This window comes from Azospira inquinata (genome assembly GCF_018905915.1).
Taxonomy (GTDB): domain Bacteria; phylum Pseudomonadota; class Gammaproteobacteria; order Burkholderiales; family Rhodocyclaceae; genus Azospira; species Azospira inquinata.
Genome location: NZ_CP064782.1, coordinates 1,509,370 through 1,534,954, shown reverse-complemented (window position 1 = coordinate 1,534,954; position 25,585 = coordinate 1,509,370). Strand labels below are relative to the sequence as shown.

Here is a 25,585-nt window from a genome sequence, read left to right as displayed (position 1 = left end):
GTAATAATAGGTAACCTTTTCGTTGCCTGCACCTATGCGAACCTACCGAATTTATCAGCATCCGGACCAACGACTGGTCGCCATCAAGGAGGGGTTTTCCTTCCCAGGACTGATCTTCGGAGGGCTTTGGCTCTGCTGGCACAAACTGTGGAGCTATGGGGCTATAGTGCTCATTGTGGGAATGTTGGCTTATGCACTGTTTCCCAGTCCGGAGGGGTATCTGTGGGGTATCCCCTACGGCCATCGCTTTGGCCTGGCCGACCTAATCAACCTAGCCCTCATTGTGGGCATTGGCCTCAAGGGCAACGAGTTAAGAGGAAGTAACCTGGTTGATCGGGGATTTGACCGGGTTGGTCGAGAACTAGCCAATACGCCTGAAGGAGCCATCGGCGCTTATCTTCGCAAAGGCACGCCACGCCCCCTCTCCCCGGATCCTTGGGGACCACGGGAACCGATTTAATCCTTGAGGATACTTTCCATGCAGCTCCGACATATCGTCCTACTGGGCTTAATGGCCCTCACTTCGCTCTCCCCCTCCCTTAGCGAAGCCCGGACTATCCGGCACCACAATCCCTACATGGATGACCTTCAGAACGAAGGCCAGTTAGTGGAACATCACCACTACGTCAATAAGTCAGGCAAGGTCGTCCACTCCCCGGCCCATTCCAAGTCCGGGAAAGCGCCCGCAGGAGCCTCCGCAAAATGTGAAGACGGCTCTTATTCCTTCAGCCAGCACCATCGCGGCACCTGCTCTCACCACGGTGGTGTGGCCAGCTGGCTCTGAGCGTCTCCCCGTGGGGTCACGGTAGATTCGGCGGATCATAAGCCGGGACGGCCTGAATCCGCTCATAGACGGAAGGATCAATCTGAGCATCCCCCGGAACTTTGCGTGGGCGCCCTCCCGGGATTATCCATTCGGTCTCATACCGGTCAGGGCCGACTTTTTTCTGAACGGGCTTGGGGAGGTATTCCACCAACCACCAAAGGCCCGCTAAGGACTCGTGCTGCAAGGCGACCGGGCTGGGGGCCGCTTCACCCGGGGTATCCGTTTCGGGCAGCAGTTCCGCCACCGCCTTGGGGTGAAACCTCAGGTGATAAGGCTTCACCTGTTCGAACATCCAACGGAGCGCCAGCTTGGATAGGCCGGACTCCGCCTCCGGATAGCCTCCGCCTACATCGCAATGCACCCCGGGAAACCAGACCTGGAGCACATCGGTAGTTTCATAGCGGCTCCCCCAGAGATTCTGCCGGAAGTAGGCCCGTCGCTCATCCAATGAGACGGCATGGCGGACCACATCAACGATGGGGTTGTTCGCCGTAAATTGCAGGGATTTGGGATTCCAGAACCAGCCCACGGAACTGACCGTGTCCCAGAGCCCCAGAAACTGGACACGAACCCGTCGCCCGAAGGTATGCCGAAAGCCCTTATAAAGCTCAGAGTCTTGCTCCTTCTTGAACATAGTCCAGGCAAAGGGAATGAGTTCCTCATTCCCTTGGGTGAGCAAGCCCACCTTATAGAGCATGGCGGCTAACACTCTGGCGGAATAGGCGCCCCGGCTAAACCCGAAGATAAAAATCCGGTCCCCTTCCTGGTAATAGCGCATCAGGAAGCGGTAGCCATCACACACGTGCTCGGGCAAGAGCCACGCTACAGCTAGGTCGAGCCGGGTCACAAACCAACGCTTGAGCTTCCCCCACATGCCAGGAGGCGGCATGGTCCCGATCCCGGGTTGGTAATACGCCAGCTGATCCGGATGGGTACGATCCACCATGCTGTACATCTTGACCACATTGGTATTGGTCGCATCAAAGCGGTTGTTGGTGCCATCGAAGCACAGCACGATATTGCGCCCGCCCGAGGTAGTCCCCCGGGGTGAGGTGGGGGTAGCGTCCATGATTGGCTCCTATTTGCCGCGATACCCGGGCAGGCCTTTGGCTTGATCACTCAAGGCCAGGGCGCACCCTTGGGTCACCGCTTCACTGAAATCGGCCTGGACCGCTTCCACCGGAATAGAGCGCCGAAAGAAGTCAGCCCAGACGAATTCGGCAAAAGCTGTGGGGGTCTTGTCGTAGCCCCCCGCATTCCGCACATATCCGGCCAGGGACCGATAGACATCGTCTTCCAGTTGGCTCACGTGCTTGGGAATCAGGGTGTAGTAATGCCGTACCCCGTGCCGGTCCAGGGGATGCACCCAGGCGTGCTTGTCCATCTCCGGCCAGAAGCGTCCCTCGTCATAGGCGGAAAAGTCCGCTTCCACTTGGAAGAAGCCGCTTTCCACCCCCGCATCCTGGGCCGCCCGGGCCAGATGGTGATGGTCCGTAATAAACAGCTGGTCGCCGGGGCCTTTGACGGCTGGGATCGGATGAACCGCCATAAAATCCCGCTGGGCAGCGGGGGCCAGAGACTCCAGGTGCTTTTGTTTGTCGTGCACTTCAATCATGCCGACGGTCAATTGGGTCGGCCGCAGCTTATGTACAGGCGCTTCATGAAGGGATGCCATAGGAACTCCCAAATGAATTCAACCTACTCTGCCGGTGGGGCAGTGTCGCCTTGGATCAGCAGGCGGAGACTGTCCGACAGGGAGGCGTTATCGAGCACATAGAACAGGCCTCCCCGGCCGTTTTGACTGCTTTTGCAGTTCGGGCCAGACAAAGACCCTTGCTGGTTCAAATCGCCAAAAATGGCTAGGTGACTACTATCGTCCGTGGAGACACCGATTTTAGCGTGATTAAAGTCAGGCCCCGGCCCCCCCTTCAATCCGAAGGTCTGTCCGTCCCACTGGCCACTGGTGGCAATAGCTACCGCCCCTGGCTTTCCTAACTGTCCATCCCAGCAGTCCACCGGGGTTGAAGGGTCGGTAGAGGGAATTCGGGGAGAAGCCCACCAGGTTGCCGTACGGAGAGGAACCGTTCCTAACACGGCAGAAACCATTTGCCAGGGCGGGACATTGAGATCGGAAGGCTTGGAGATCAGGGTGACGCCCGAGGAAAGCTTGGCTGTGGTGACGGCGGTGTCGTGGCGCTTGTGCCCTAAATTCTCCACCAGGGCCTGGATATCGGCGGGGCCCCCGTTGTGGACGATCTGGGGATTGGAGGGATCCGTGGCCACACTGGCATGATCCAGGGCCTGAAGCACCAGAACCACATCGTCCTTGGATAGCTTCACGGAGAAGAAGTGCTGGCTGACCTTCACGTCATCGTCGGTGATGCATCCCAGGGTATTGCCATCCCCTTGGCGGGGATACTGGGCACTCCCGGCGCCCGGCCAGGACGGGGTGCTGACCTGAAGGACTAATCCCTCTCCCGCTTCATTCCAGGCCAGCAGGCCCTTGGAATGGCCCCAGGGGGAGCTGCAGTTCCCCGAGCATCCCGGGATACTCGGAGCATCATAGAACTGGTCGTTCCAAACCACGTAATACCAGGCCCCGTTATAGATCTCATCGTAGGTGGCCCCCACTGGATCAGATGCCGTATCCCCCAGGCAGCCTTCGCCTTTGGCTAGGCTAGGGGCTTGGTCACTGGCAGAAACGTATTGTTGGCCAGCGATATAACGCTTGGGCTCTCCCCCAAAGGGACAGGCAATTGAACTCCCTCCGCATTGGGGAAAAGCCTTGGCGTTGAATTTGAAAACGAACCACCAGTTGGCGGGTTGGCCCTTGGCAACCAAAGGCACCGGAGCCGCCAGATCATCAGCCCAGGCCGGGAGTTGGAGGAAGCCCCCCAGGGCCAGGGTTACCGCCGCCAGGGGGAGAAGCAGTCGGCGGCGGCAGGCCGCTAGCGTAGAAGAGAACATGGAGGGCTCCTGCTCTTCTAATGCACGGAAGGCACTCGGACGCTTCGTTGTCCGCAGTTGGATTTAACGGAGGTACCGCAGGCTTGGGGATTCAAGTCTTTGTCTAAGCAAATACGGACTTCGGCCAACTCAGGCCCACTGCAGGAAGCCACCACGGCGTGCTCGGGGAAGTTAGGATTGGCTGCAGTGAATTGGGCCGCAATGTCTTTGGCGGTGGTGGCGAAGGTGGTCTTAGGGGCATCAAAGGCTTCCGGAACCTTGACGCTGGTACGGGCCTGATCCGCTGCCTGGAAGTAACCTAACGCATCCAGGCCGCTACAGGTGCCATGTTTGCTCCACTCATGGCTGATCAGATTGCTGTTGGGAAAAATCGTGTCACCGAAGGCAATGGCTTCCGGAGTCAGCTGGTATTGGGTCGGGCAGTTTTGCGGATAACCGCCGAAATTGTACTGAGGCCACAAGCCATGTAGGACGAATCCGAGGCCTTTGTTTCCGCACTGCTTGGTGTCGCCGGGATGGGTCAAACAATAGGTGGGAGACCAGGAGAGGGTCAGGAGGTAGTAATCGAATTGCCCGGCCGTCCCTTGCTGGGTGGCGGTCTCCTGGGAAGAGGACGAGTGTTTAGGATGCCGAGCTTCTGCCTGACCGACCAGCAAGAACGCGGAACTCAGGAAAACGACAAGCCAAGCCTTTGCGCGGTTCATGTCCAGCCTCCTCCCAAAGTTGAGGCTTTTACGGTAGCACCGGCAATCCAGAGGATGCAATATGCATATTCGCATATTGCATCCGCCGTACTCCACCTAGCGCTCGCATGGAGGGAAAGTTGCAGTTCACTTTATGGGGCGAACACGGATGGAGTTTACGATTTCATCGAACAGGGAGATCGCCTCTTTGTCTGAAATCAGGGGTTTTTCAAATCCACCCATTTCGCTTCTTCCTGAGTTAACGTTGACGACCATGACCGGATGATAAATATCATTTGGCTTACCATCGCTTTCCCAGGTAAAGGTATGAACAGAATATCCATCATCGGTTGGATAGGTTTCTAATATTTCTTCTCCTTCCATATTTCCTACGTTATGCTTTCCCTTTCGCAGCTTTTTTATGCCTTTAGCAATTTCATTAAATTCTGCAGGAAGCGGCTTTTTATCAACTCGGCTAATAAGCCCGTCATCCATTTTCCCTGCATTTGTTCTAACGGAAATCTTTACTGTTACATCAGGATATTTTTTTAATCTAAGGAAGATTTCCGCGCTTTCGTAATGGTCATATGGTGGCACACCTGGAAAAAATGCCCCTTTCACACAGAACCCTGGAATTGTTGGAATCTCTCTGTCATTCAGCGGCTGGGCGCTTGAAATTAAGCTCAGCATTTTCTCTAATGTTGGTGTGAGCCTATCCACACTACATTCTGACTTTAATTGATACAAATATCCATTTAGCCAAAAATAACCAGATAACTCATACCCCAATTCATGTCCATAAACAATATAATTTTTTCTTCTTTTAATTATTACGCTACTACCTTTTTTTGCTCCATTAACAATTTTTACAACCTGATACTTGCTGTTCTTTGAGTTTATTTTGTCTTCATCTTCTTTTATGGAATTTTGAAGCGAATCAAAACTCGTTTTTTTTATAATTAAATCGTCCACATAAAAGTACCCCTGACCTACAATGTTCACGTCTTTCGGGATGCTCACCAGGAACCTGCCTAAATTTATAGTCTGCATTACTGAGTTATTTCCTTGTCCGTTGGCCCCACTCACTGTCAAAAACAATGCCGTTACTAGCATTAAGAATTTTTGCATTCGTCATCAGCCTCAATATTTAACTTTTGCACGATCTTTGTTATCGCATACAGTGCAGTTTTCTGTGAAACAGAATCACAATAGCTGTGCTGATGATCAAATCCGGTGAGTTCAAATACCTCTTGGATACCCGTCAATTTTCCCACCGCTTTGCCCGAAGGGGCCGGCACTGTCCCGTCCCCGGGTTCATTTTTGTTGTCCGGATAAAAACTCACCCGTTTCTCATGAATCTTTACCTCTACGCGACCAGTTAGCTTTTTATGGGTTGTGGTGGCACTAAGGATGTCAGATTCCGAGCAATTCGCAATATCTTGTGTCGTCCGCCATTTCACTGTTTCAAAACTTCTTTGGCTAGGATCGTTTCCGTAATTGGCGTAGGTACAAGCGTGAGCGTTAAGCTGGATCGACGAATGAAATTCTTCTGCGTCATTCATTAGTGACAAAAAATGATCCTTAAATATATCCATGTTCGGCTTTTTTGAAATATATATATTTGCCGGATCAATCAATTCCGGGGTGACCATTCCCCACCATTTATCTGTAGATGAAACTGAATATATTGACTTATAGGGACTCTCCCCCTGAGCAGGCATCTTGATGGTTTTTTCCCCGTCCGTGATGTGTAACCACTCGGCGGGATAGTCCTGGGTCGGTAATAATTCCAATGGACCCACGGCATTCGCTAGGACACAGGTCACATCGGCCGCATCCCAACCCAAAACTACGGCCGCTCCAGCCCCAGAAAAATCAAAGAGACCATCCACTTCTGTCCCTGCCCTAAAACGTCGATAGACTGCTGGGGCCCCTGTAACCGGCTGAACGCTGTGAAACACCCCCAGCACTTTGTCACCTAAGTCTTGAACCGCCTTTCTCGCCACCAAGCCTCCCATGGAATGGGTCACCAGGATTACCTTGTTGCTATATTGGAAATAACTGCTGGTGCTGAGGCGGGACTCTATCTCGGTAATGCGTTCTTTCAGCCGCTCGGCGGAGTCTGCATTGTCTTGCAGCCAGTTGTAGCCACAAGCAAACACCGGGAAATAAACCTTTCCCATCCGACTTTTGAACTCCGCTTCCGTCAAGGGGGCTTGAGGCTTCCAGCCTTTGGGATGAAATACCCCTTTCCAGACGTCCGATGGTTTCGGACTGCTTTCCTCCAAACCTACCCAAGGGAAATTCAGGGCATTCTCTAGCGTTAGCAGAAACTGAAGGTAGCTCTCGGCGTGCAGCTCTCCCCAATGTCTGGCTTTGGCTTCTTTATCATCCAAAGCCATGTAGGTTTCAGGAACAGTAATCGCCTTTTGATAATCATAGACATCACAGTCTTCCGGCGTCAGCTGAATTTGACGTTGATCAGGCGATTGCTGTTTTCTGGCTGATACCTCAGATAGCTTTTCTCCAAGTTTGTTAGGCGGTATCCAAGCAGCGTCACCACTGCTCTTCGATTTCAAGTTTGTCCCCATAATTCCCGGCAGAAAAATCACGGGAACTACCGCTCGGGGTGGCCAAATGCCCATAGCTCGAAGGGTGCAGGCATCCCGACTAAGAGTCGAGTCGCTTTGGGGATTCATGTGTTCGTCAAAGTGCAACTGAACACGACGGAAGGTTTCGCCACTCATCAGCTTTTAGCCTTTCTTGAATTTAATCCGGGCATCTTCCGGAAGGTCTTTTTTCAGCAGCTCGGTATATCCATCTCCATCGGTCTTGCCGCTCCAGAGGACTTTGCCTTTACCATCTCGCACCTCTACGGGGAGATTCGCCATGGGATCCCCGTTGGGAAAGTGGAGACGAAATTTTTCGTCGTAGGACGCCTGGCTAGCAGGGAGTGAACCGGACACCGCTCCGCCACCGGGCCCCGTCAGGTTGTGGTGGCCAGCCATCTGGGTATGGGTGCCGGAACATTGGGTGGTCAAGCTCCCGCCTCCCAAAGTGATTTGGGCTCCATTGGCAACCAGATGGATTTTTGGGGCATTGAGGCTGATCTCTTCCAGGCCGGTCAGGATGATTTTTTTGGCGGCAGTTACTTCCACATTGTTGCTGTGGGCCTGGACCAGGATTTTCCCGCCAGCGGCGATAAGTCTCATGGCAATGGTATTGGCGGTCTGATGGGCAAACAGGCTGACACTTTCCGCCGCACGAACCAGCCACCGCCTCCCGGCGGACATTTGGATGTTCTGGTTGCTGGCTACATCAATGTGGTTTTCCGCTGCTATGTTTATATTGGCTGAGGTTCCTACCACCAGCCCTTCCGGTGCCGTCAGGGCCATGATGGGCTTACCACCTTTGGCATCGGGTTTGCCCCCCGCTGTGTTGCTACTCTTTTCCCAGTTCTCCACATGTTCACGAAGCCGGGCTAAGGGCTGAATATCTGTCTCGTCCACCTGATGGCTTTTGGCAGTTTCAGACAAGCTTTTATGCAGGCTCTCCAAAATTTTTAGGATACCAATCAGTTCCGCTCGGTCCAGTTGGTTGCCAGAGGCATTGATTCTGGCGTTCGTAGAAAGGAGGAGGCCCTGAGCGGCCCGGAGGGCACCGGCTTTGTCCGTTCTGAGTTCAAACCCCTCGCCCCGGGGATCCCCCTTGCCTTCGCTACGGGGGTGGATCAGGTAGCCCTGATTCAGCTGGGTTTTCCCGTGTTCGCTGGAAAGCTTGGCCCGGATTTGTCCCGTGCTATCGTCAAAGAGCAGTTCGTTGTAACCGCCCCCTTTGTATTCTTTGGTCTTAATCCCCGCCAGGGTCCGATTGGCGGGTAGCGAGCCCAGCCCGGAGTAGTCGGGGGGGCGGTGGCGTCCGTTGTAGACGGCGCCGGTGACGATGGGCCGGTCGATATCGCCTTCCAGGAAGTCCACCAGTACTTCCTGGCCCACCCGGGGCAGAAACTGGTTGCCCCATTGGGACCCCGCCCAGGGGGTGGAGACCCGAATCCAGCAACTGGACCGGTCATCCAGGGCGGCTCCGCCGTTGGGATGGTCCTGGTTCCGGGCCCAATGAAATTGCACTTTGATGCGTCCCAGGTCGTCCGTATGGATTTCTTCTCCTGCCGGGCCCACCACCGTGGCGCTTTGTAGTCCGGGGGCCGTGGGTTTGACCGCCGAAGCAAAACCGGGAAGAACCGGAGTGTCCCGGCGGACGGCGTTGAAACGGACATGGTAAGGGGCTTGCCCCTCTGGCGATGCTGCCTTGTCCTGGCCCAACAACTGGGCCAGGCCTTGTGTCAGGTCAGCGGGAAGGTTGTTCTGGGCCTGCCAGTCCAGGCTTCTGACGAGAAAGCGCCGACTGTCGGCATCCTGCCCTTCATGACGAGGGTGGTCTTCCAGCTGGAACCAGGTGCCAGCGGCCATGCCCCGGGCGTTTCCGGCCCCTTCGTAGTCCTTAGCCTCACGGTCCAGCCGGTCTTGGCGGAGCTGGGTGTAGCGGGAGAGATCGTCGGTGTCGCTGCCGTAGTAGTGGGTCAGGGGGGTATAGGCCGTGAGCTGGCTTTCCAGGGCGTTGCCCATTTCTCCCTGGTCGATCCGGGTACCTGATTCCCCTTGCAGGGGGGCCACGGGCTTGTAGTCGTAGGTGGCCAGAGTGCTTTGGCTGCTGCGTACCCGACGGACGCCATCCCAGGTGGTGAGCGTGTCATCTTCCTCCGTGGCGTCGTCCCGGTGATAGCGAATGGCTTGCTGTCCGGCAGCGGGAGCGTCGTAGGGATCGTCAAAGAGAACCAGGGTATGGGCAGGACTGTCCGCTTCTTCCCCTTGAAATTCGTAGCGGGTGGCAATGCCCTCTTCGGCCAGGAGACGACGCAGAAAGGTGTAGTCGGATTCCTGGTATTGGAGACAGTAGGAGCGGGGGGGATAGGTTTTACTGAGCCGGTTCTGCCAATGAAAGGCGGTTGCCCAGGGACCACCCTGGGCCCGATGTTCGCCTAGCACCGTATCCAGAATTTCCGGAACACTCTGGTCCTGGAAGATACGGCTGTTGGTCCGATGGGTCAGCAGGCTGAAGCCGGACTCGATAACCAGTTGGTATCGGGCAAATCCCCCGTCACTACCGATCAGGCCTACCTGACTGATCAGGCCGGACCGGGGCTGATAGGCCCCCTCTGGCAGCAGTACCGACACCTGGGCCGCCCGCCCTACCAGCTGCTTGAGTTCCATCTGGGTGTCCGGCGACAGGCAGGTCACCTGAATCCGGTAGTCGGTTTCCAGGCTTTCCGTGCCACTCACCTCCAGAGGCAAGAGCTTTTCTGCTTCTAAGCCGGAAACCGAGAGGGTAATTAAACGATGGGTCTGACGAAAGGCGCTTCCATAACTGGGAAGCAGGTCGCTGAGGGAGGTCATGCTAAGGCCGGTTCGCTATTTTTGAACCGGCCCGAGTCTATGACAATTAATTCATTTATGACATAGGAAAAATGTGATAGGTCTTGACTTAGGAGGCTCCGGAACGACCGACCGGGCTGTCGGTTAGCATAGAATGCCCGTCTCCTACACTCAAATCACTGTGGGCATTGCCATGAAGAAAAAGTTTGCTCTCACCGAGATTCGTGAATACCGTAAGGCTTTGGGGATGAGCCAACTCGATTTCTGGGGCCAGCTTGGAACGACGCAATCGGCCGGTTCAAGGTACGAATCAGGTAGAAACATTCCCCAGACCATGGCGATCCTTCTTCTCTTACTGGCTAACGGAAAGATTTCCGACGCAGATCTGACGGAGACACTCGCTGCAGCTAAAAAACAGCTTAAAGAGCGAATCTGACCTGATTTGCTCAAATCGTCCCATTAAAGACATTCACCATCTCGGTAGCCGAGCGGTTGGTTACGGAACGGAGCAGTTGTGCAGCCAGAAGGCTGACTGCGTGCTAATCGGCCAAACCAGTCATTTTCCGTTGGAATGAGCAATGCCCGCTTTACACGAAATTCCGGACTCTTCCGCAGCCGCCTCAAGTTCGATTTAGTGCGCTCGAAACGGCCTTGCCGTGTCCTACCGTTGACCAGGCTGCGCGTGAGCCAACAATGTATAAGCGCTGCTTCGCCCGAGAAACCATCACATTAAAGATGTTGGGGGTGGACGCAGCCCATCGCCGGGCTCCTTGCTGTGCTGACATCGGAGCCCCCAGTACCGCAATAACGGCTTCCGCTTCTTTGCCTTGGAACGTATGGATTGTTCCTACCCTATCGTTTAGCCACTCATCTGCATCAACCCCCAGACTCTGCAATAAACCAGATTCCGACTCAATTCGCCGTCTCAGCTCCTGAGCAATGATGCGGAATGGCGTGATGATGTAGATATCCGGCTGCTGGACGCCAGCCATTGCGAGCTTGGATAAGAGTTGAATGACAAACTCCCCCTCTTCAGCGCACCACTTACTCTCTGCTGTCGCATCAATATCAAACCATTGGGAATTGCCCAAGACTTGAGCGACGAAACCAATTGATGGATTTCCTGCGGCATAAACCATCTGCCCATCGTATGCGATGCGGTTGGATATACCGAACATGGGTTCTTGACATCGGCGATGTACAAGCAAAGGGAGTCCTACTTCGCGCACGCCAACATCGGCTTGGAACTCAGCTTTCAAACGAGACGCCTGGTCCGCTAATGTCTGCACTGACGCTTCTGGTGCTAGCCATTTATTAGTTTCTAGGCCGAAGAATTTACCTATTTCCGAAACGAGCCGTTGCGGTAGGGATACGACCGGAGGGATTTGGAGAGGATCGCCGACGACGATGGCTCTTTTTGCCCGCATTAGCATGCCCACCGCAGACTGTGGTGTCGCCTGGCCGGCTTCATCCACTAGAACCCACCCAAAACTAGCAGCAGGTAAGTCTCCGAGCATACGATCCACCGAAGCAAAAGTAGTCGAGACAACGGGACAGATCAAGAACAGGGTGGACCATAAGTCTCCCAGCAATGCTTTCTTTGCTTCCTCATGGAGTGCCCCCACTTGCATAGCGCCCATCAAGACACCAAGGTTGTGAGAGATTCTTTGAGCTGAAACATCAATGAATGCTCGATGAAGCTCCAGTGCCGCAACAAATAGCCCCTCCCGCTTCTGGTGAAGGGTATCCGGGAGCCAAGGGGAGGCTAAGTTCCAGTGCTCGTGACCTTTTACGAAAAACTCTTCGTCAACTAAGCGCGACCCCAAACGCGGCCGATGCGAATCAATCTCTTGCTCTAAGGACGAGAGTTTTGCCTTCTGCTTTTCTAAGATTTGCTGAGCTGATTGGACATTTGCTTCTGCCTCATTTAATAAGGCTGTCGAATTTTTATAAGCAGTGCTGGCGGCTTCTGATCGGCGTTCAGAAGTTTGGCGAGCGGAGAGTAATGGATCGTAAATGCGATGCCACGCTTTCATACGTTGTGTATTGAACAGTCGATGCCACCAACTAGGCCGGCTTGAGAAGGCGCTCTGTTCTACTTGTATTGCATCTACTTTCGCGGCTTCTGCTGTACGTAGGTTAGCTTGTGCTGTATTGACAACTGCTTCCTGAGCAGACATAGCCTGAGTTGCAATAATTAAATCAGAGCTAGCAGCATTCACTTCACCTCGGGCGGACGGAATACTTAAACAGACTTTTCGTACGGATTCGAGCAAGCGTAGCTCTGCGTCAACCTCAGAGAGAAGCGTCTTAAAGCGTGAACGTGCCTTGCGCCAATTCACTCGCGCCTCTTCCGGTGAAGGAGGCGCTTCGGCATCAATAATGGACGGAACCTCCCGCCGGATAACATTGCCTGATTCGTCCTTAATTTCTCGGACAACCGAGTCACCCCTGGCCGCTTTCAGATATAACCGTAAGCTCTTATCGTCGTCCCACCATAAGGCTTCTTGGAAAACCTGGCGGTTCTTGGCATTACCCAAGACTGCGGCGATTAGCCCCCAAGTAGGCTCTCCTGCAACAATCTCGCCACTTTCTGCTCGCTTGGATAAGGCTCTATCGGAAACTGTTTTGAAGTAGGCCACATCACGGCCAATTGCTTTTAGGGAAGGGAGCTCTTTGCTTACGTTTTCTACGGCCTTGTTGTTGCTCGATGCAACTAACACCTCATGGCCCTTCAAAGACTCATCTACGCTATAGAGATGGAAGAACGCACTGCTCCCGGCAGAAACTTTCAGCCCTGTAGTCTTGAAGGCCGTGCGGGGATCATCAAACTCCGCCATCGCAGTCGCGCGGTCAAGCACGCAGCTAGCGACGATGTCGCGTAGCAAGGTTGTCTTTCCAGTTCCTGGCGGGCCATTCACAGCAACGATGCCCGCCTTCCCACCCGCGAGTTCCATGCGCGACGCGTTCACTGCTGCTTGTTGCAAGGTTACCAAGGGATGCCCACCAGGCGCCGGCCAACGAGTAGCCGGCGTCAGCGCAGGAGCAACCAGGGACTCAACTAGCGAAAGGTTTTCAAGTAGATTTGGGCTATGAGAGACTTTCTCGGCCCCGAGGTATCGTGCTAAAACCTGATTAGGTTGGCTATTCCTTACCAAACTGGTAGCGCGTGCTAAGTCGGAAAGAAAGAATGAGTTAAGGAGAGTGACTTCTGGTGGAGTCTTCGACTTAAAGTAATGAAAGATGCGAAGCACAAAGCTAGGCTGTTCATAAAGGTCGGTCGGCAATCTCAATGAGGCAACGAGCCACTGAAATGCCTTGTTAAGGACAGCTGCATCTAATGGCAACGCGTTGCCATCTCTGTCCTGTCGGGAGAGTTGCTTCGTTAGTCCATCGACAAGAGGCCGTTCTGCGTCCCCCCATGCGCCGAGTCCGGCTAGGTCGCCAGCTAAAGCAATCGGGAGTGCCCACCCAAAACTGGAAATTGCCACCGAGCTTTCTTCTAGCAAAAACCCATCTTTATCCACCAAGATTGCAGCGAGAACTGCCTTCTCTCGTTCCCTTGCACTGCGTTCTTCGTCTTCGCCAAATACCCGGATAAGTGCATTAGTGGCACGGTCAACGTGGACACTGCCCAAAACTATTTGGTAGTACAACTTTTGTTTAGGGCGCGACTTTTCACCTCTGAACCACGGAAGGTCATCGCCATCTAGCAACGCTACACAGTGCTTGTCTCCGTTCACAAGATCAGCTGGACGCCGATAGGTCTGAGGAGAAAGCGCTTCCATCGCCGTCCAAGCAGCAAGAATGGCTTCTGGCGTATTGGGTAAAGGAGTACTCCGGGGAGTACTAGGTTTGGGTGCGGCTTGCTCCTCTGTCACAGCCGAAGGGACGGCCTCTTCTTTAGGAGGGGTGAATTGTCGAAGAGATTTATCTCTCTCTTGAGGTTTTGATCCTGATATTTGCGCCAATGCTGCTTTAACCTGAGTAAGTAGTTCAGCGGCCCTGGCAGTTTTTCGTTGTTTCAGCTCTTCAACAAGGGATTTACAGATAGCGGCATTGGAACGAGAGCTTTCAAAGATCGACTCAAGATTTGCGATACCGTGCTTGAAGTATGGACGCTCTCCTGCCACGGGCTTGTACCTCCCTCAGATACTAGGATTTGTTTTATGAATTGGCCGCCAAGTTTGGCGGGGTATTAATCCATGTTGTGATCATACCATCTTGAAAAATGCGGGTAGGTGACTAGCATGACATTGAATCGACCTGACTTTCGTGGGCAACTTTAAGCGTCAGTTTGGCAACCTAAACCTGCCATACGAACGAGGGTGGCCGGATGACGGCTTTGGCCGATAACTTGCCGCACACTAGGTATTAATTCTCCTTCTGCCCCGATAGCCATGCCAGGCGATTAGCCTTGGCGTCATCCAACGCATGGTGTTGCCGGAGTCCCTGGGCGAATGCGGCTTCAATCGCCTGGTTCATCTCTTCGGTTTGTCCCAAAATAAGCGGTTGGTTCAACACATTCCGGGGCCAGGAACCCTTTTCCCAGAAAATCTCCTGAATCCAAGGCCAGTCCCAGGCCAACGAGTCTGTCACTAACTGCACGGAATCTCCTAACCCCACAAGCCATCCGCCAAGGCGATGGGTTAGGGTTGGCGGGTCCATCTGTACTGATCCGCCTTCCAGCTGGGGGAGCACGGTTTCCCGGACAAAATCACAGCACTCGGAAAGTTCATAGGTACCGGTCAATTCCGCATAAAACCGGTGGTCACCGTCTTCCGTCACCAACCCGATGGAGATCAATTTGGATCCTCTGCCCAGGTCGGTGAATTCGGTATCGAAAAAGACATGCAGCATGGGAAGTCCTACAAGGTCACCACCAGGTCCGGCCGGAAAGGATGCTTGCTCGGACTCCCCAGCTTTTCCCCTTCCTTATCCCCCGTATGCTGGCCCGGGTAGCCCCGGTGATTCGAAAGGATATGGCACCCGTTCGGCCCCAGGAAATCCGTATTGCTGTGGGTATGGCCATGACACCAGAGATCAATGGGGTACTTCTCCATGAGCCAGGAAAGGTCCGTTGCGTAGTAGGGCGCCAGGGCGGTGCCTTCCATCTCGGGATGGACGCACTGGGGTAACGGAGGAAAGTGGGTGACCACCACCGTTTTTCCTTCGAAAGGCTGAGCCAGGGCTTGGTCTAGCCAGGTGACGGTGGTTTCATGAACCGCCAGGGTATCGGCCGGTGTCAGCATGGGCCCCTCATCCCGTACCTGAATATCCCAGTAATCGTTGATGCGCTCCTGGGCCGTAGCCATGGCGGCCTGCCGGGCCTCTCCCTCCCCTTGGAGAGAAAAGCCGGACCATAGAGTGGCCCCCAGGATGCGCACCCCAGGGAGTTCCAGAACGGCCCGCTCCAGGAAGTGGACGCCGTGGGCCTTCCATTCTGGGGCTTGTAGCTTCTCCACCAGGTTCAGGCTGTTTCGGTAGAACTCATGGTTCCCGGCCACATAGACCACGGTTTGCCCGGGGAAGGAGCGACTGGCCCACTGGATCCCCAAGGTGCCATGTTCCACATCCCCCGCCAGGATCACCACATCAGCGGACCGGGCTGCCTCGGAAGGCACCCAGTCCCCCCATTCGTGGTGAAGATCAGAGACCAATGCGAGGTTCATGTGTCTGCTTTCTGATAAGCCTTCCTGGGAAGGCTGGAAAGAACGATGCCTCTGTTATAGCCTGACACCTGTCCTTTGAAAATAGACGGAGTGCTGCATGGCGCTAGCTGCGCCGGTGATTTCCGGCCTGACGCCGGACGAGCGAAGTTGGCGTATTGATTGGCTGGGGGATGTGGCTTACCCGCCAACGGTAAATCGTCGGCGCCAGCCAAGTGTCCGTATTGCCATTTCGCCCACCACCAGCTGTCTGCTGTTCAATCGGATTCGCAGCAATCCTGTGGAACAAAGGGATGTCTGGCCCCATCACCCCAGAAAAGTTCTGGAGCGTGAAGCAGTACGAGCCGGGAAATGGGCCCCTGCATCTGAAACTGGCGGACGGTATCTCCAAGGCTTACCGTTCCATTTTTCTTCTATTGATTGCCGTCACCTTTTCGCCAGTCAACATGGCCTTTTCCTTGGACCACTCCTGCCGCTCGTCCCAAAGCTGCTTTACCAGCGATACTTCGCGCGTTAGCGCTTCTTCCCATAGTGTCCGGTATTTCATAACTTCAGCTTTCAACTCCGTGAGTTTGGCCTTCGATTCGTCCTTTGGGTTTGACTGCTCTGCGCCAGCGGCATCGATCTCGGCAATCAGGTCTTTGAAGATTGGCCGGCTGCGCTTGATAGTGCCCTTCTTGCGCCCGGCCTCTAGGCTCACCGAATCATTGGTGATCTTCGTCCCCTTGGTTACCTTGATCGGGCGGCCCTTTTTTAGCCGTTCCAGAGCTTCGCGGTAGTCGTCGAGGATGTCAGCCATTCTCTGCCTCCCGTAAAGGCGTTGCCAGGCCGTTTTGCGGCCTCCAGCGAGCCTCTATCTTCACCAGTTCATCTAACTCTTCCTTTTCTGCTTTGTAGGTCAGCGTGGTTTTGTCTATGCGCTCCAGCATCCCGCACTTTGCCTTGATTACCTGGATGATTTTGGAGTGCTTGCCAACGAGGTTCTTGCAGTTGTCGTTCGCGCAGGCTATGTCAATGAAGTTTAGACCCATGCGCTTTTCGCAGGGTCCGGGCTTAACGCATGCGCCCAAGGGGTGGGGGGTGTAGCCAAGCGTTCCTGCTTTGACAGCTTTTTCTATTTGCTTTCGCGTCATCAGGCTGCCATTCCTGCGCTGCTGATCGTGGAAGTTGCCCGCGCCACCATACAGTGGCTCATTAGATTTGAGTACATCCCAAACCATTGCGAGCACTGCTGCCTCTGCCTCCGTTTCTTGCCACTCGAGTGCAATATGCTCCCTGAAATTTTCGGAATCATCGGCTAGGAAATCCTTGGCAAAGGCACAGCCATTACCATAATAGGCGCTCATGTCATTGCTGATATGTTGGAGCTGACGGCGGAGTGAGGACAGGCGTACGCAACCGGAGGCGCGGGCATACAGGGCAAGCGAGCGACGTAGCTGATGCTTAGTCAACTTCCAACGGTTGCCGATAGTGAATTCCTCTTCGTTAGCCCAGGCGCGGAAGGGGTCAATGTCTTCCAGTTCGTCAATGTCTGCGGCGGAAATGGTTGGCAGTAGTCGTGCAGAGAGTGCTTTGTAACTTCGTGCCTTTAGCTGATGAAACCGTTCGGTGTCACCGGAACGGTGGATACCCCACGGTAAGTATTCCGTTGAAATAAACAGCGGATAGCGGTCCTTGGTGGCTTCGTCATCGCTAGGCGTGATGCCCATGTACTCGTAGATGACGGTAGCAAATTCCTGCGTTAGCCGCGCGGCTCTAAATCCTTCCTTGTCTGTTGTAACCCATTTGGTTCGCGTTCGCCGTCCGCCGTTGAACTTTGTTGTTGCACCAACGAACAACGCATGGGATCGCCCGTTGCGTTTTTCGGATTCCATGCAGTAAAAAGGGAGTGTTCTCCCTTCGTTGTGACGCATCCCAGAAAATGTATGGATTTGAAGGGCGCAGACATGAAAAATTTCGTTGATGAAAGCCGAAATACTGTGCATGCTATGAACGTATCCGCGCTTATTAAAATAGTCCGCCAAGTCGTGTTTCGTGATCAACCGTGAGCCCAGACTTCTTATAGGCGTCTCATAACTTCGCCACCCTGCTATCTTGGCTTTAGTGCTGACTTGGATCGCATCGCGCAACAGATCAAGCAGTCTTTCCTTATGTGTCTCAATGTCGTCCAGTTCAGTCGAAAGATTGGTGATTAGTAAAGAATAGATGCGCGTCGGTAACGCCGCATGTTGCTTCATCTTTTCCCTATATCGCCTGCCGCGATTACTGAGATCCCTGATGCGAAGCGGCTTGGCGACTTGGAATCCAAGTTCAGTTATTGGGTTGAGCTTGTTGAGGAAATTGAGCCAAGCCATGAAATGGTTGCACTGAAAGTCAGGCATCTTGGAAATGCAGGCATCAAGCCATTCAGGTTGCTCGAAAATTTCTTGCAGCGAGCGGTCATGCTGTTCAGCGAAAAGTGCGACCTTCCGGATAACGAGCAGATTACGCATGAGTGAGCGAGGACTGCTGGTGCTGCCATCTGCAGGATATAACCTCTTGCACATCAGAAACTGCAATTCACGCATACGCCCGATTCGGGAGTCAGTGCATTGAGATTTGTTGATCTCCTTGCGGCTAGAACCTGCCCAATAATCAAAATGCAGGATGCACTTTTCTCCATGGGCGGTATACGCTGTCAAATCCCATTTGAAATCGCCCAAACGTGAAATTGGCCCACCGTTTTTGTCACGGGTGACGACATGATCCAATGGCAGCGATATGCCATAACTATCCAGCCATGGGTCTGGAGCACATACCCCTTTCTTTTCGAAGCATGCACCGAGCATCACGCTCATACGATCACCTGAAGCTCAAGGAAGAGGAGGTACTTCTCGGCCCAGTAGCGCGTGAGGTTCCCGTCCTCATGTACGTCCTTCTTGATCCTCTCCACCATGGGGCGGCAGTCAAAGGTTTGAGCAATGGTTTCCAGATCGGACTCGCATTTGCTGATCAGCGGACGTAGCTTGGCCTCATGTTGCGGGCCAAGGATCAATTGCAGCATGACAAAGGATGCAGATGCGAGCTTGCGTGCATCCTCCTCGTCGGCCACCAACAAGCGGTGACCGCAGAACCAGCAGCCGCCCCCACAATCAGGTTGGAATGCAGCGGCGTCCGTCATTGGGTCGGGATAGCCGTAGTGCGCGCAGCCGCCCCCCTGTTCCAGTGGTATCGTTTTCTCTCCAAGAGCGGATCGAACCGGAATGACCCTTTGCTTTTTTGCGGCAGCTGAGATCTTTTGAAAAAGGGTAGTCATATCGTCCCGGTGATCGACTACCGAGCCGCGCCCGTATTTCATGAGTTCTGTGGCCTCGGAGTGCCCCATGACTTTTGCGACGATACTGGCATCGTGCTTTCGTAGGAGTGCGTCGTTTACCGTGGCGCGGGTTGCAAGGGCGCGAATGCGTTTCAGCTTAGGTTCGATCCTAAGAAGGACGTTGTAGTGGGCTTCGAGAATCCTGTTGGAAGCTTTTTGCGGTTGGAGAAATTTTTTGGTGGGCGGTCCATACGTGATAAACAGATAAGGATTGAATGTGCCGTTGAGAAGCCATGTGCGCAGTTCCAGAAAGCGGCGTAACGAGGGTAGGAAAGAAATCGGAATGGGTATAAATACTTCTTTTCCCGATGCTCTAAATTTGATGCTCCGATACCCCTGGTTCGTGACGACTGTATCCAGCATGCCGTCAGTTTCCAAATCAAGAATCGGTTGCTGGTTGCCACCAGAATTGGCGTGAAGCAGATAGCAGAACGAGTTGTGGGCAATCATGCCAAGCATGAAACGAACGCGGTCACGGGAATTAGCGTTTGCGTTGTTGATGCGTCGTTGGGCCTTTCGGATATTGAAGGCGGCCCTTGTTCGTGCGACCTTGGGGGATTCTCTCAGACTGTAATTGCGCCAGATTTCCTCCACGGTGGCGAGACGGCCATTCTGGTAGTCGTAGGCCCAGTTCGGGTTGGCCTGCATTTTGCGCATACTCCATCTATGCGGGGGTAATCGCCATTGATGCACTGGAAACAACCAAAGATGGTTGTGTTCCCAGCCAAGGGATTCCGGTAATTCGAGTTTGAACGGGAAAGCGCGATTTTCGAGAACCAAATCTGACAATCCATCGAATAGCATCTGGCTTATCGCGAGATTTTGTGCAAAGTCGTGATCCGGTACGGGTTCAGTGCCCCCATTCGGCTGGTGAGTTTGTTTTATGAGTCGCACACCGCGTGCAATTTCCTCAAGGCCGGTGATTGCTTCGAGCAAATAAAGAACACCTTTTTGCTGGTGGTAGGCGCTTATTGATCCGATTTCTTGCCGCCGAAATCGGTCCTCTACGTGGGCTGCGTAGGAACGGAAAGCGTTACGGGTAGCATTGCCTCCAGCGAGGCAGTCCGTATGCCCGTTGGTATCAGCCCAGTCCAGCAGGGCCTTCAAATACTTGTATAGACTGGAAATAGTGCTCGGCCGGCGCCCATCCAGCATAGTCGAGAGCACCGTGATGAGCTTAAGTATTTGCGCAGGGCGCTGTTTAAGCAAAGACGGCAACACGACTTTGGCTGGCTGGCTGCGCTTGCCCTTGTTGTTCGAGCGCAGCGCATAGCAGAGTGCGCCGACATCCATATAATCCGATCCAATTTTTAGGATCACCTGCTCCGGATGAATGATAAGTGTTTCATCCTTCAGCGGCAGACCGAGAACGTAGGCTGGGCGGGAACTGAAGTGGTTTTCAATCGGCTCATTCATCGTTATATCCGATGCCCGCTATCGCATCGCTGATCCATGCCTGCACCTGATCTCCGTAGCCGTTTATGGCAGCGTAAGCTTGCTGCATCTGCTTGCGGTAGTCTAGGTAGAGGTCAGTAGTTGCACTGCTAGCATGTCCCATCAAGGCCATGACAGCTATGCGTGCCTTAGCCAAGGTGATGTCCCCCTTTTCGACCAGAGACATCTGCATGTCAGTCTGGTTCATGCCGAAGGATGCCCGCAGATCATGGATGCGGAAGTGGAAGTTCTTGTCGTATCTATGCCGAATGTAGGGGATCAGGTGGTCCTTGATGTACTGCCGCACCGTGCCGCCGGTTTTCTGATGGCGGCGTTTCAGTTTGGGGTCAAAGGTCAGCGCCTCGTCCTTGCCGGTGAAGTAGGGACGACCTTGTTGTGTGAGGAACAGGTATTGATCGGGATTGTCGCCATCGATCGTTAGCTCGCGACGACGCTTGGCCCGACTGGATTGGGCGTAGGTACGCAAGACCTCGTATAGCGCACGAGGGACCTGCAAGACCATGTTCTTGTCGTTCTTAGTGTCGATTCCAGTTGCGGGGCCGACGGGTAGCTTGAATATCTGGATGTCGCTCGACAGCGCCCTACCAAAGTGTGGATTCGTGCCGATAAAGTGACGTACGCGTAAGGTGCAAGCGGTCTGGATTCGCGCGCCGGTAAGGAGCATGAAAAGGATCAGCAATTGCATCTCCGGGTTGCCGAGCGTACGTGCCCCCTCCATCACCCATTGTTGTTCCTCGACGGAAAGGGGCCGCAGCTTACTCCCGTCCTGAATGGTGCCCTCGAAGGGGTCATCAGTCTTGGATGCCTTGATTGAAATATCGGTAGAGGCGACAGATCTCGTCATTGAAAACCCATGAGTATTCTTGACAGAGAGCAGATATTGGCGTTCTTGCCAGGGAGGGAAGTCGGGTTCAAACAGATTTTCTTCGATCAACCAGCGATAAAAGCTGATCACCACCCCCATGCGCCTTTTGGCCGTCGCCGGCGCAAGTTCCCGTGCGTAAATCTTCTGTATTAGATGGCCACGATACCGATATGTCACCCGTGCCAGCTTGTTCCTTGGGAAGTGGAACAGCAACTCGTCGGGGTTGGTATGTTCATCTAACCATTCGCGATAGGCGCCAAGATCGTCTGCTTGGCTCATGCACGAGTTCATGTTTGGTTGGGGTTCTGCCTCTAGTTTGCAAAGCAGGTAGTTGTTGGCAATACCCCAAGGCGCACCAGAAGAGTCTAGAACAACAGGAAACAAGTTGTAGTTTCGGCGTTGCCCTGTAATCGGCTCAATCACGGAACGATAGTGATAGTTGAATGATTCACGCCCTTTCCCCTGTGGGATGTTCCGTTTAAAGCCGAGTGGATTGCAGGCGTCACAAGTCTCGGTTAATACGAAAACCGGGATCAGGACCTTTCGGAGTCTCTTCACCGTTCGCTTTCGCCGGTGAGCTTTGCGCGCAAGGCTGCTATGTGCTTCAAAGCAGTGTCTCGGTCGGTGACTTTCAGCCCTTCCGGAAAGGGCTCGCCCAACAATTTAACGAGGTTTGAAAGGCAAGGCTTGCGGGTGCCGGGCAACTGGCCCACAGCGGCCACGATGGCCGCATCTCCGACGCGCTCGCGTAGCCATATCAGCGTGCGCCGGACCCGGCCTTTAGCGACGATGATGCCAAGTTCAGCACCTCCTCCCTGCTGACCATCGGTACAGAGAGCCGCGTCGGCAGCTTCCGACAGCTCCACAGACTTTTTATTAAATAGATACAAAAAACCCTACCCATTCCGAAATATTTGTCCATCATATACGAACTTGCTCCTCATGCCTTCGGCGTGTCAACTTGTATGTCTGGTGGGCATCCCCCACCAGATGCTCCAGCCAGACCAGGGCCAAGGGGGAAATATTTCCTCTTCCCTTGAGTTGCCCGGGCAAGGTTTCCAGGGCCTCTGCCAGTCGCCCGGCTTCCGGGCCGGAACGGGCGCCATCCTGAAAGTGCCAATCCGGATGGGAGGCGAGTTCCTCTGTTTCCGTAAAAGGGGAAATGGAATCTTCCTGGAAACTATGGCGCTGGCGACGGATGTCGTCGGCCCAGGTGGCCGCTTCCACAAAAGCCACATAGGCAGGGGAGGCGCCTGGGTAGGCGGGGCGATGCTTTAGCCAGTGGGGATAATCCGGATGGCGTTGCAGCCAGTTCCCCAGGAGGACGCGTTCCTCCGGGCTTAATTGCTGCCAGGCGATGTGGGCGATGAGTCTATGGCCAGTGCCATTCCAGGCTACGGCGGAAAAGGAAAGACTCAGGGCCAGGAGGGCCAGGGCGGCTTTCCCGAGAAAGAAGCGGCTTCTCCCTTCCCGGGGCTGCATTCAGCGGTCCAAGTCGATGTCCGCGTGGGACAGGGGGTCTTCCAAGGGCTCCAGGTGGGTCATGACGTTGGCGCCGGGGACCGCTTCCCGAATGCCCGCTTCCACCTCTTCCGCCAGGGCATGGGCTTTCTGCACGGTCCAGACGCCGGGCACCAGCACGTGGAGAGTGACGAAGGCTCGGGTGCCCGCTTGACGGCTGCGTACCGCGTGGAAGCCGATCCCCCGTTGCCGGTAGTGGTCCAGGAGGGCGTCCACCGCGGCCTGCCGGGCGGGGGGTAAGGCTTCGTCCATCAGACCGGAGGCGGATCGATGTACCAGTTCCCAGCCTGTGGCCAGGATATGCACCGCGACCACCAGAGCCAGCAGGGGGTCGAGCCAGAGCCAGCCGGTAAGGGCCACGGCACCCACCCCGGCGATAACCCCTACGGAGGTCCAGACATCGGTCATGAGGTGGCGCCCATCTGCTTCCAGGGCAATGGAGCCCCGGGACTTGCCCGCCCGAAGCAGTACCTGGGCGGTGAAGAAATTGACCAGGGAGGCGAGCAGGGAAATCCCCAGGCCCAGACTGACCTGTTCCAAAGGCTGGGGATGAAGTAGGCGGAGGATGGCGGTAACGCCGATCCCTCCGGCTGCGGCCAGAATGAGCAGACCTTCAAAGCCGCTGGCGAAATATTCTGCCTTGGTATGGCCGTAGGCATGGTTTTCATCCGGCGGCAGAGCGGCCAGGCCCAGCATCCACAGGGCCATGACGGCTCCGGCCAGATTGACAAAGGATTCCAGGGCGTCGGATAGCAGGCCGACGGAGTCGGTGAGCCACCAGGCCGCTCCCTTGAGCAGAATGGTGGCCACGGCGGCGGCAATGGAGAGCCAGGCGTAACGGGTCAAAGGCTTGGAGTTCATGGGGCGAATTATCCCCTAAAAATGGGCCCTGCTCGGCCATGCTAAACTGTGCGGCCCAATTTCCCTTCCTGGTTCCCTGTGTCCGCCCATCTTCCTCCCCTCCCCCGGGATTCCATGGCTTTGGCTTTGTATCTGGCAGCCGGTCTGGTCAATCAGGTCCGTCAGGGCCGCAGCCTGACCGACGCCCTGGCGGCGGAACAGCGTCTGGATACGGCCATGCGGGCCCAACTCCAGGATTTATGCTTCGGCTGTCTGCGCCGCTACGGCTGGGGAGAAGGCCTGTTAGCCCAGTTGTTGCGCCAACCCTTGAAAGACGGGGATTTGCACAGCCTACTGCTGGTGGCTTTGTATCGCCTGGAAAGCCGCAGCGACATTGGTTTTACGGTGGTGGACCAGGCGGTGGAAGCGGCTGCCTATCTGGCGGGAGGAAAATTCAAAGGCCTGGTCAATGGGGTGCTGCGCAACTACCTGCGCCGCCGGGAAGCACTCCTCCAAGGGCTGACGGACAATCCGGAGGCGGCCAGCTGGGTTCCCCAATGGTGGCGAGAAAAGTTAGTGCAGGCGTACCCGGACCAGTGGCCGGCGGTGGTGGAGGCCTGTCGTCTTCCCCCGCCCATGGCTCTGCGGGTCAATCTTCGGCATATTGAGCGGGACGCCTATCTGAAGCTGTTGCAGGAGCAGGGCCTGGCGGCCACCCCCCTGGGGAGCGTGGGCCTGCGCCTGGAAAAGCCAGTGGCAGTCACCGCCCTGCCCCATTTTAGCGAGGGCTGGGTTTCCGTTCAGGATGGAGGCGCCCAACGGGCCGCCCCCTATCTGGACCTGGAGGATGGCCTAAAGGTGTTGGATGCCTGCGCCGCGCCAGGGGGTAAGTCCGCCCACATCCTGGAAAAGGCCCGGGTGGATTTGCTCTGCCTGGATATTGCACCGGCCCGCTGCCAGCGTATTGGGGAAAATCTCCAGCGCCTGGGGCTGACCGGGGCGAGGGTCAAGGTGGGAGATGGTGCCGACCCCAGGGGCTGGTGGGACGGCCATCCCTTTGACCGGATTCTGGCCGATGTACCCTGCTCCGCTTCCGGGGTGGTACGGCGTCACCCGGACATCAAATGGCTGCGCCGCTCCCGGGACATTCCCAAACTGGTCAAATTACAGCGCCAGATTCTGGAAGCTTTGTGGTCCTGCCTGGCCCCGGGAGGTAAACTCCTCTATGCAACTTGTTCCCTGTTCCCCGAAGAAAATACCCGCCAGATTGCCGCCTTTGTGGACCGTCATCCGGACGCGCTCCGGGTGCCCCTCCCGGGGGAAGCAGAGGGCGTGACAGAAATCCAATTGCTGCCCCGGACGGATGGGGACGGCCATGATGGCTTTTACTATGCACTGCTGCAAAAACGTCCTTAATCCCCTGTTTTTCCTGCTCCTCCTGGTGTGGCTGCCCTGGGCGGCGGCTGCCGACGTGGAGGTGCGCAATCCCAGCCTGACGCCTACGGATGATGGCTATGCCCTGTCCGCCGATTTCAACATCGACTTCAATAACCGTCTGGAAGAGGCGGTGGATCGGGGAGTGGTGCTTTATTTCGTGGTGGACTTCGAATTGAACCGCCACCGCTGGTATTGGCTGGATGACAAGGTGGCGAGCCGGACCCTGACCTACCGCCTGTCCTATAACGCCCTGACCCGCCTCTACCGGCTTTCCAATGGGGCTTTGCACCAGAACTTTAATTCCCTGGAATCGGCCCTGCGCCTCCTTTCCCGGCTGCGCAACTGGACGGTGCTGGAGCGGGGCAGTAGCGGCCTGGTCTATGGCCAGCCCTATCAGGCTTCCGTGCGCTTCCGCCTGGATACCAGTCAGTTGCCCAAACCCTTCCAGCTCACGGCCCTAGCCTATCGGGAATGGAATCTGAGCTCGGACTGGGCCCGCTGGAACTTTATCCCCGAACCCCGGGAGGCCCGCTAG

Annotated in this window: 22 protein-coding genes; 5 read left to right on the top strand and 17 right to left on the bottom strand. The window is 55.1% G+C overall.

Features of this window, described 5'->3' with window-relative positions:
• Positions 1-34 precede the first annotated feature (34 nt).
• Both Azoinq_RS15215 and Azoinq_RS06970 read left to right on the top strand, forming a co-directional pair.
• Positions 35-460, top strand: coding sequence for a DUF2628 domain-containing protein (locus Azoinq_RS15215; RefSeq protein WP_216130609.1), 426 nt, complete (start codon positions 35-37; stop codon positions 458-460).
• A gap of 18 nt (positions 461-478) precedes the next feature.
• Entirely contained in the window at positions 479-784 is a 306-nt protein-coding gene (locus Azoinq_RS06970; RefSeq protein WP_216130611.1) for a DUF3761 domain-containing protein, read from the top strand.
• Positions 785-800: 16 nt separating this feature from the next.
• On the opposite strand, the gene Azoinq_RS06965 is transcribed toward Azoinq_RS06970, so the two are convergent.
• The 7 genes from Azoinq_RS06965 to tssI all read right to left on the bottom strand — a co-directional run bounded on the left by Azoinq_RS06965 (position 801) and on the right by tssI (position 9,929).
• Complete coding sequence (locus Azoinq_RS06965) at positions 801-1,895, bottom strand: T6SS phospholipase effector Tle1-like catalytic domain-containing protein (protein WP_216130613.1); 1,095 nt, start codon at positions 1,893-1,895, stop codon at positions 801-803.
• Positions 1,896-1,904: 9 nt separating this feature from the next.
• Entirely contained in the window at positions 1,905-2,501 is a 597-nt protein-coding gene (locus tag Azoinq_RS06960) for a ParB-like protein (protein WP_216130615.1), read from the bottom strand.
• A 23-nt stretch (positions 2,502-2,524) separates the two neighbouring features.
• Complete coding sequence (locus Azoinq_RS06955; RefSeq protein ID WP_216130617.1) at positions 2,525-3,793, bottom strand: deoxyribonuclease II family protein; 1,269 nt, start codon at positions 3,791-3,793, stop codon at positions 2,525-2,527.
• A gap of 17 nt (positions 3,794-3,810) precedes the next feature.
• Entirely contained in the window at positions 3,811-4,497 is a 687-nt protein-coding gene (locus Azoinq_RS06950; RefSeq protein ID WP_216130619.1) for a ribonuclease T2 family protein, read from the bottom strand.
• Between the two features lie 126 nt (positions 4,498-4,623).
• Positions 4,624-5,604: a T6SS immunity protein Tli4 family protein gene (locus Azoinq_RS06945; protein WP_216130621.1), complete on the bottom strand. Its 981-nt coding sequence runs from the start codon at positions 5,602-5,604 to the stop codon at positions 4,624-4,626.
• Complete coding sequence (locus Azoinq_RS06940; protein WP_216130623.1) at positions 5,589-7,223, bottom strand: esterase/lipase family protein; 1,635 nt, start codon at positions 7,221-7,223, stop codon at positions 5,589-5,591. The genes Azoinq_RS06945 and Azoinq_RS06940 overlap by 16 nt, the downstream gene beginning before the upstream one ends.
• 6 nt (positions 7,224-7,229) lie before the next feature.
• The gene (tssI, locus tag Azoinq_RS06935) at positions 7,230-9,929 is read right to left on the bottom strand and encodes a type VI secretion system Vgr family protein (RefSeq protein ID WP_216130625.1); all 2,700 of its coding nucleotides are present in this window, start codon (positions 9,927-9,929) and stop codon (positions 7,230-7,232) included.
• 133 nt (positions 9,930-10,062) lie between these two features.
• On the opposite strand from tssI, the gene Azoinq_RS06930 reads away from it, so the two are divergent.
• Entirely contained in the window at positions 10,063-10,344 is a 282-nt protein-coding gene (locus Azoinq_RS06930; protein ID WP_232368588.1) for a helix-turn-helix domain-containing protein, read from the top strand.
• A 184-nt stretch (positions 10,345-10,528) separates the two neighbouring features.
• On the opposite strand, the gene Azoinq_RS06925 is transcribed toward Azoinq_RS06930, so the two are convergent.
• The 10 genes from Azoinq_RS06925 to Azoinq_RS06880 form a co-directional block, all read right to left on the bottom strand.
• Positions 10,529-14,041: a DEAD/DEAH box helicase gene (locus tag Azoinq_RS06925; protein WP_216130627.1), complete on the bottom strand. Its 3,513-nt coding sequence runs from the start codon at positions 14,039-14,041 to the stop codon at positions 10,529-10,531.
• Between the two features lie 241 nt (positions 14,042-14,282).
• Positions 14,283-14,768, bottom strand: a complete 486-nt coding sequence (locus tag Azoinq_RS06920) for a 3'-5' exonuclease family protein (RefSeq protein ID WP_216130629.1) — start codon at positions 14,766-14,768, stop codon at positions 14,283-14,285.
• An 8-nt stretch (positions 14,769-14,776) separates the two neighbouring features.
• Positions 14,777-15,580 carry a metallophosphoesterase gene (locus Azoinq_RS06915; protein ID WP_216130631.1) on the bottom strand — a complete coding sequence of 268 codons (804 nt, stop codon included), beginning with the start codon at positions 15,578-15,580 and terminating at the stop codon, positions 14,777-14,779.
• A gap of 391 nt (positions 15,581-15,971) precedes the next feature.
• Positions 15,972-16,376, bottom strand: a complete 405-nt coding sequence (locus Azoinq_RS06910; RefSeq protein ID WP_216130633.1) for a hypothetical protein — start codon at positions 16,374-16,376, stop codon at positions 15,972-15,974.
• Complete coding sequence (locus Azoinq_RS06905) at positions 16,369-18,414, bottom strand: hypothetical protein (RefSeq protein WP_216130635.1); 2,046 nt, start codon at positions 18,412-18,414, stop codon at positions 16,369-16,371. The genes Azoinq_RS06910 and Azoinq_RS06905 overlap by 8 nt, the downstream gene beginning before the upstream one ends.
• Positions 18,411-20,348 carry a site-specific integrase gene (locus Azoinq_RS06900; protein WP_216130637.1) on the bottom strand — a complete coding sequence of 646 codons (1,938 nt, stop codon included), beginning with the start codon at positions 20,346-20,348 and terminating at the stop codon, positions 18,411-18,413. The genes Azoinq_RS06905 and Azoinq_RS06900 overlap by 4 nt, the downstream gene beginning before the upstream one ends.
• Entirely contained in the window at positions 20,341-21,531 is a 1,191-nt protein-coding gene (locus tag Azoinq_RS06895; RefSeq protein ID WP_216130639.1) for a tyrosine-type recombinase/integrase, read from the bottom strand. The genes Azoinq_RS06900 and Azoinq_RS06895 overlap by 8 nt, the downstream gene beginning before the upstream one ends.
• 275 nt (positions 21,532-21,806) lie before the next feature.
• Positions 21,807-22,142 carry a hypothetical protein gene (locus Azoinq_RS06890; protein ID WP_216130641.1) on the bottom strand — a complete coding sequence of 112 codons (336 nt, stop codon included), beginning with the start codon at positions 22,140-22,142 and terminating at the stop codon, positions 21,807-21,809.
• Positions 22,143-22,173: 31 nt separating this feature from the next.
• The gene (locus Azoinq_RS06885) at positions 22,174-22,734 is read right to left on the bottom strand and encodes a S1/P1 nuclease (protein ID WP_216130642.1); all 561 of its coding nucleotides are present in this window, start codon (positions 22,732-22,734) and stop codon (positions 22,174-22,176) included.
• The gene (locus Azoinq_RS06880; RefSeq protein ID WP_216130644.1) at positions 22,735-23,634 is read right to left on the bottom strand and encodes a cation diffusion facilitator family transporter; all 900 of its coding nucleotides are present in this window, start codon (positions 23,632-23,634) and stop codon (positions 22,735-22,737) included.
• A 114-nt stretch (positions 23,635-23,748) separates the two neighbouring features.
• Here Azoinq_RS06880 and rsmB point away from each other — a divergent pair, with 114 nt between their 5' ends.
• Together rsmB and Azoinq_RS06870 are read left to right on the top strand one after the other, a co-directional pair.
• Positions 23,749-25,029 carry a 16S rRNA (cytosine(967)-C(5))-methyltransferase RsmB gene (gene rsmB, locus Azoinq_RS06875; protein WP_216130646.1) on the top strand — a complete coding sequence of 427 codons (1,281 nt, stop codon included), beginning with the start codon at positions 23,749-23,751 and terminating at the stop codon, positions 25,027-25,029.
• Complete coding sequence (locus Azoinq_RS06870; RefSeq protein ID WP_332460835.1) at positions 24,989-25,585, top strand: DUF4390 domain-containing protein; 597 nt, start codon at positions 24,989-24,991, stop codon at positions 25,583-25,585. The genes rsmB and Azoinq_RS06870 overlap by 41 nt, the downstream gene beginning before the upstream one ends.

Bases quoted from the DNA above. Each gene is read 5' to 3' on its own strand.
- Azoinq_RS15215 (WP_216130609.1), top strand. From the start codon at position 35: ATGCGAACCTACCGAATTTATCAGCATCCGGACCAACGACTGGTCGCC.
- Azoinq_RS06970 (WP_216130611.1), top strand. From the start codon at position 479: ATGCAGCTCCGACATATCGTCCTACTGGGCTTAATGGCCCTCACTTCG.
- Azoinq_RS06965 (WP_216130613.1), bottom strand. From the start codon at position 1,895: ATGGACGCTACCCCCACCTCACCCCGGGGGACTACCTCGGGCGGGCGC.
- Azoinq_RS06960 (WP_216130615.1), bottom strand. From the start codon at position 2,501: ATGGCATCCCTTCATGAAGCGCCTGTACATAAGCTGCGGCCGACCCAA.
- Azoinq_RS06955 (WP_216130617.1), bottom strand. From the start codon at position 3,793: ATGTTCTCTTCTACGCTAGCGGCCTGCCGCCGCCGACTGCTTCTCCCC.
- Azoinq_RS06950 (WP_216130619.1), bottom strand. From the start codon at position 4,497: ATGAACCGCGCAAAGGCTTGGCTTGTCGTTTTCCTGAGTTCCGCGTTC.
- Azoinq_RS06945 (WP_216130621.1), bottom strand. From the start codon at position 5,604: ATGCAAAAATTCTTAATGCTAGTAACGGCATTGTTTTTGACAGTGAGT.
- Azoinq_RS06940 (WP_216130623.1), bottom strand. From the start codon at position 7,223: ATGAGTGGCGAAACCTTCCGTCGTGTTCAGTTGCACTTTGACGAACAC.
- tssI (WP_216130625.1), bottom strand. From the start codon at position 9,929: ATGACCTCCCTCAGCGACCTGCTTCCCAGTTATGGAAGCGCCTTTCGT.
- Azoinq_RS06930 (WP_232368588.1), top strand. From the start codon at position 10,063: ATGCCCGTCTCCTACACTCAAATCACTGTGGGCATTGCCATGAAGAAA.
- Azoinq_RS06920 (WP_216130629.1), bottom strand. From the start codon at position 14,768: ATGCTGCATGTCTTTTTCGATACCGAATTCACCGACCTGGGCAGAGGA.
- Azoinq_RS06915 (WP_216130631.1), bottom strand. From the start codon at position 15,580: ATGAACCTCGCATTGGTCTCTGATCTTCACCACGAATGGGGGGACTGG.
- Azoinq_RS06910 (WP_216130633.1), bottom strand. From the start codon at position 16,376: ATGGCTGACATCCTCGACGACTACCGCGAAGCTCTGGAACGGCTAAAA.
- Azoinq_RS06905 (WP_216130635.1), bottom strand. From the start codon at position 18,414: ATGAGCGTGATGCTCGGTGCATGCTTCGAAAAGAAAGGGGTATGTGCT.
- Azoinq_RS06900 (WP_216130637.1), bottom strand. From the start codon at position 20,348: ATGAATGAGCCGATTGAAAACCACTTCAGTTCCCGCCCAGCCTACGTT.
- Azoinq_RS06895 (WP_216130639.1), bottom strand. From the start codon at position 21,531: ATGAGCCAAGCAGACGATCTTGGCGCCTATCGCGAATGGTTAGATGAA.
- Azoinq_RS06885 (WP_216130642.1), bottom strand. From the start codon at position 22,734: ATGCAGCCCCGGGAAGGGAGAAGCCGCTTCTTTCTCGGGAAAGCCGCC.
- Azoinq_RS06880 (WP_216130644.1), bottom strand. From the start codon at position 23,634: ATGAACTCCAAGCCTTTGACCCGTTACGCCTGGCTCTCCATTGCCGCC.
- rsmB (WP_216130646.1), top strand. From the start codon at position 23,749: ATGGCTTTGGCTTTGTATCTGGCAGCCGGTCTGGTCAATCAGGTCCGT.
- Azoinq_RS06870 (WP_332460835.1), top strand. From the start codon at position 24,989: ATGATGGCTTTTACTATGCACTGCTGCAAAAACGTCCTTAATCCCCTG.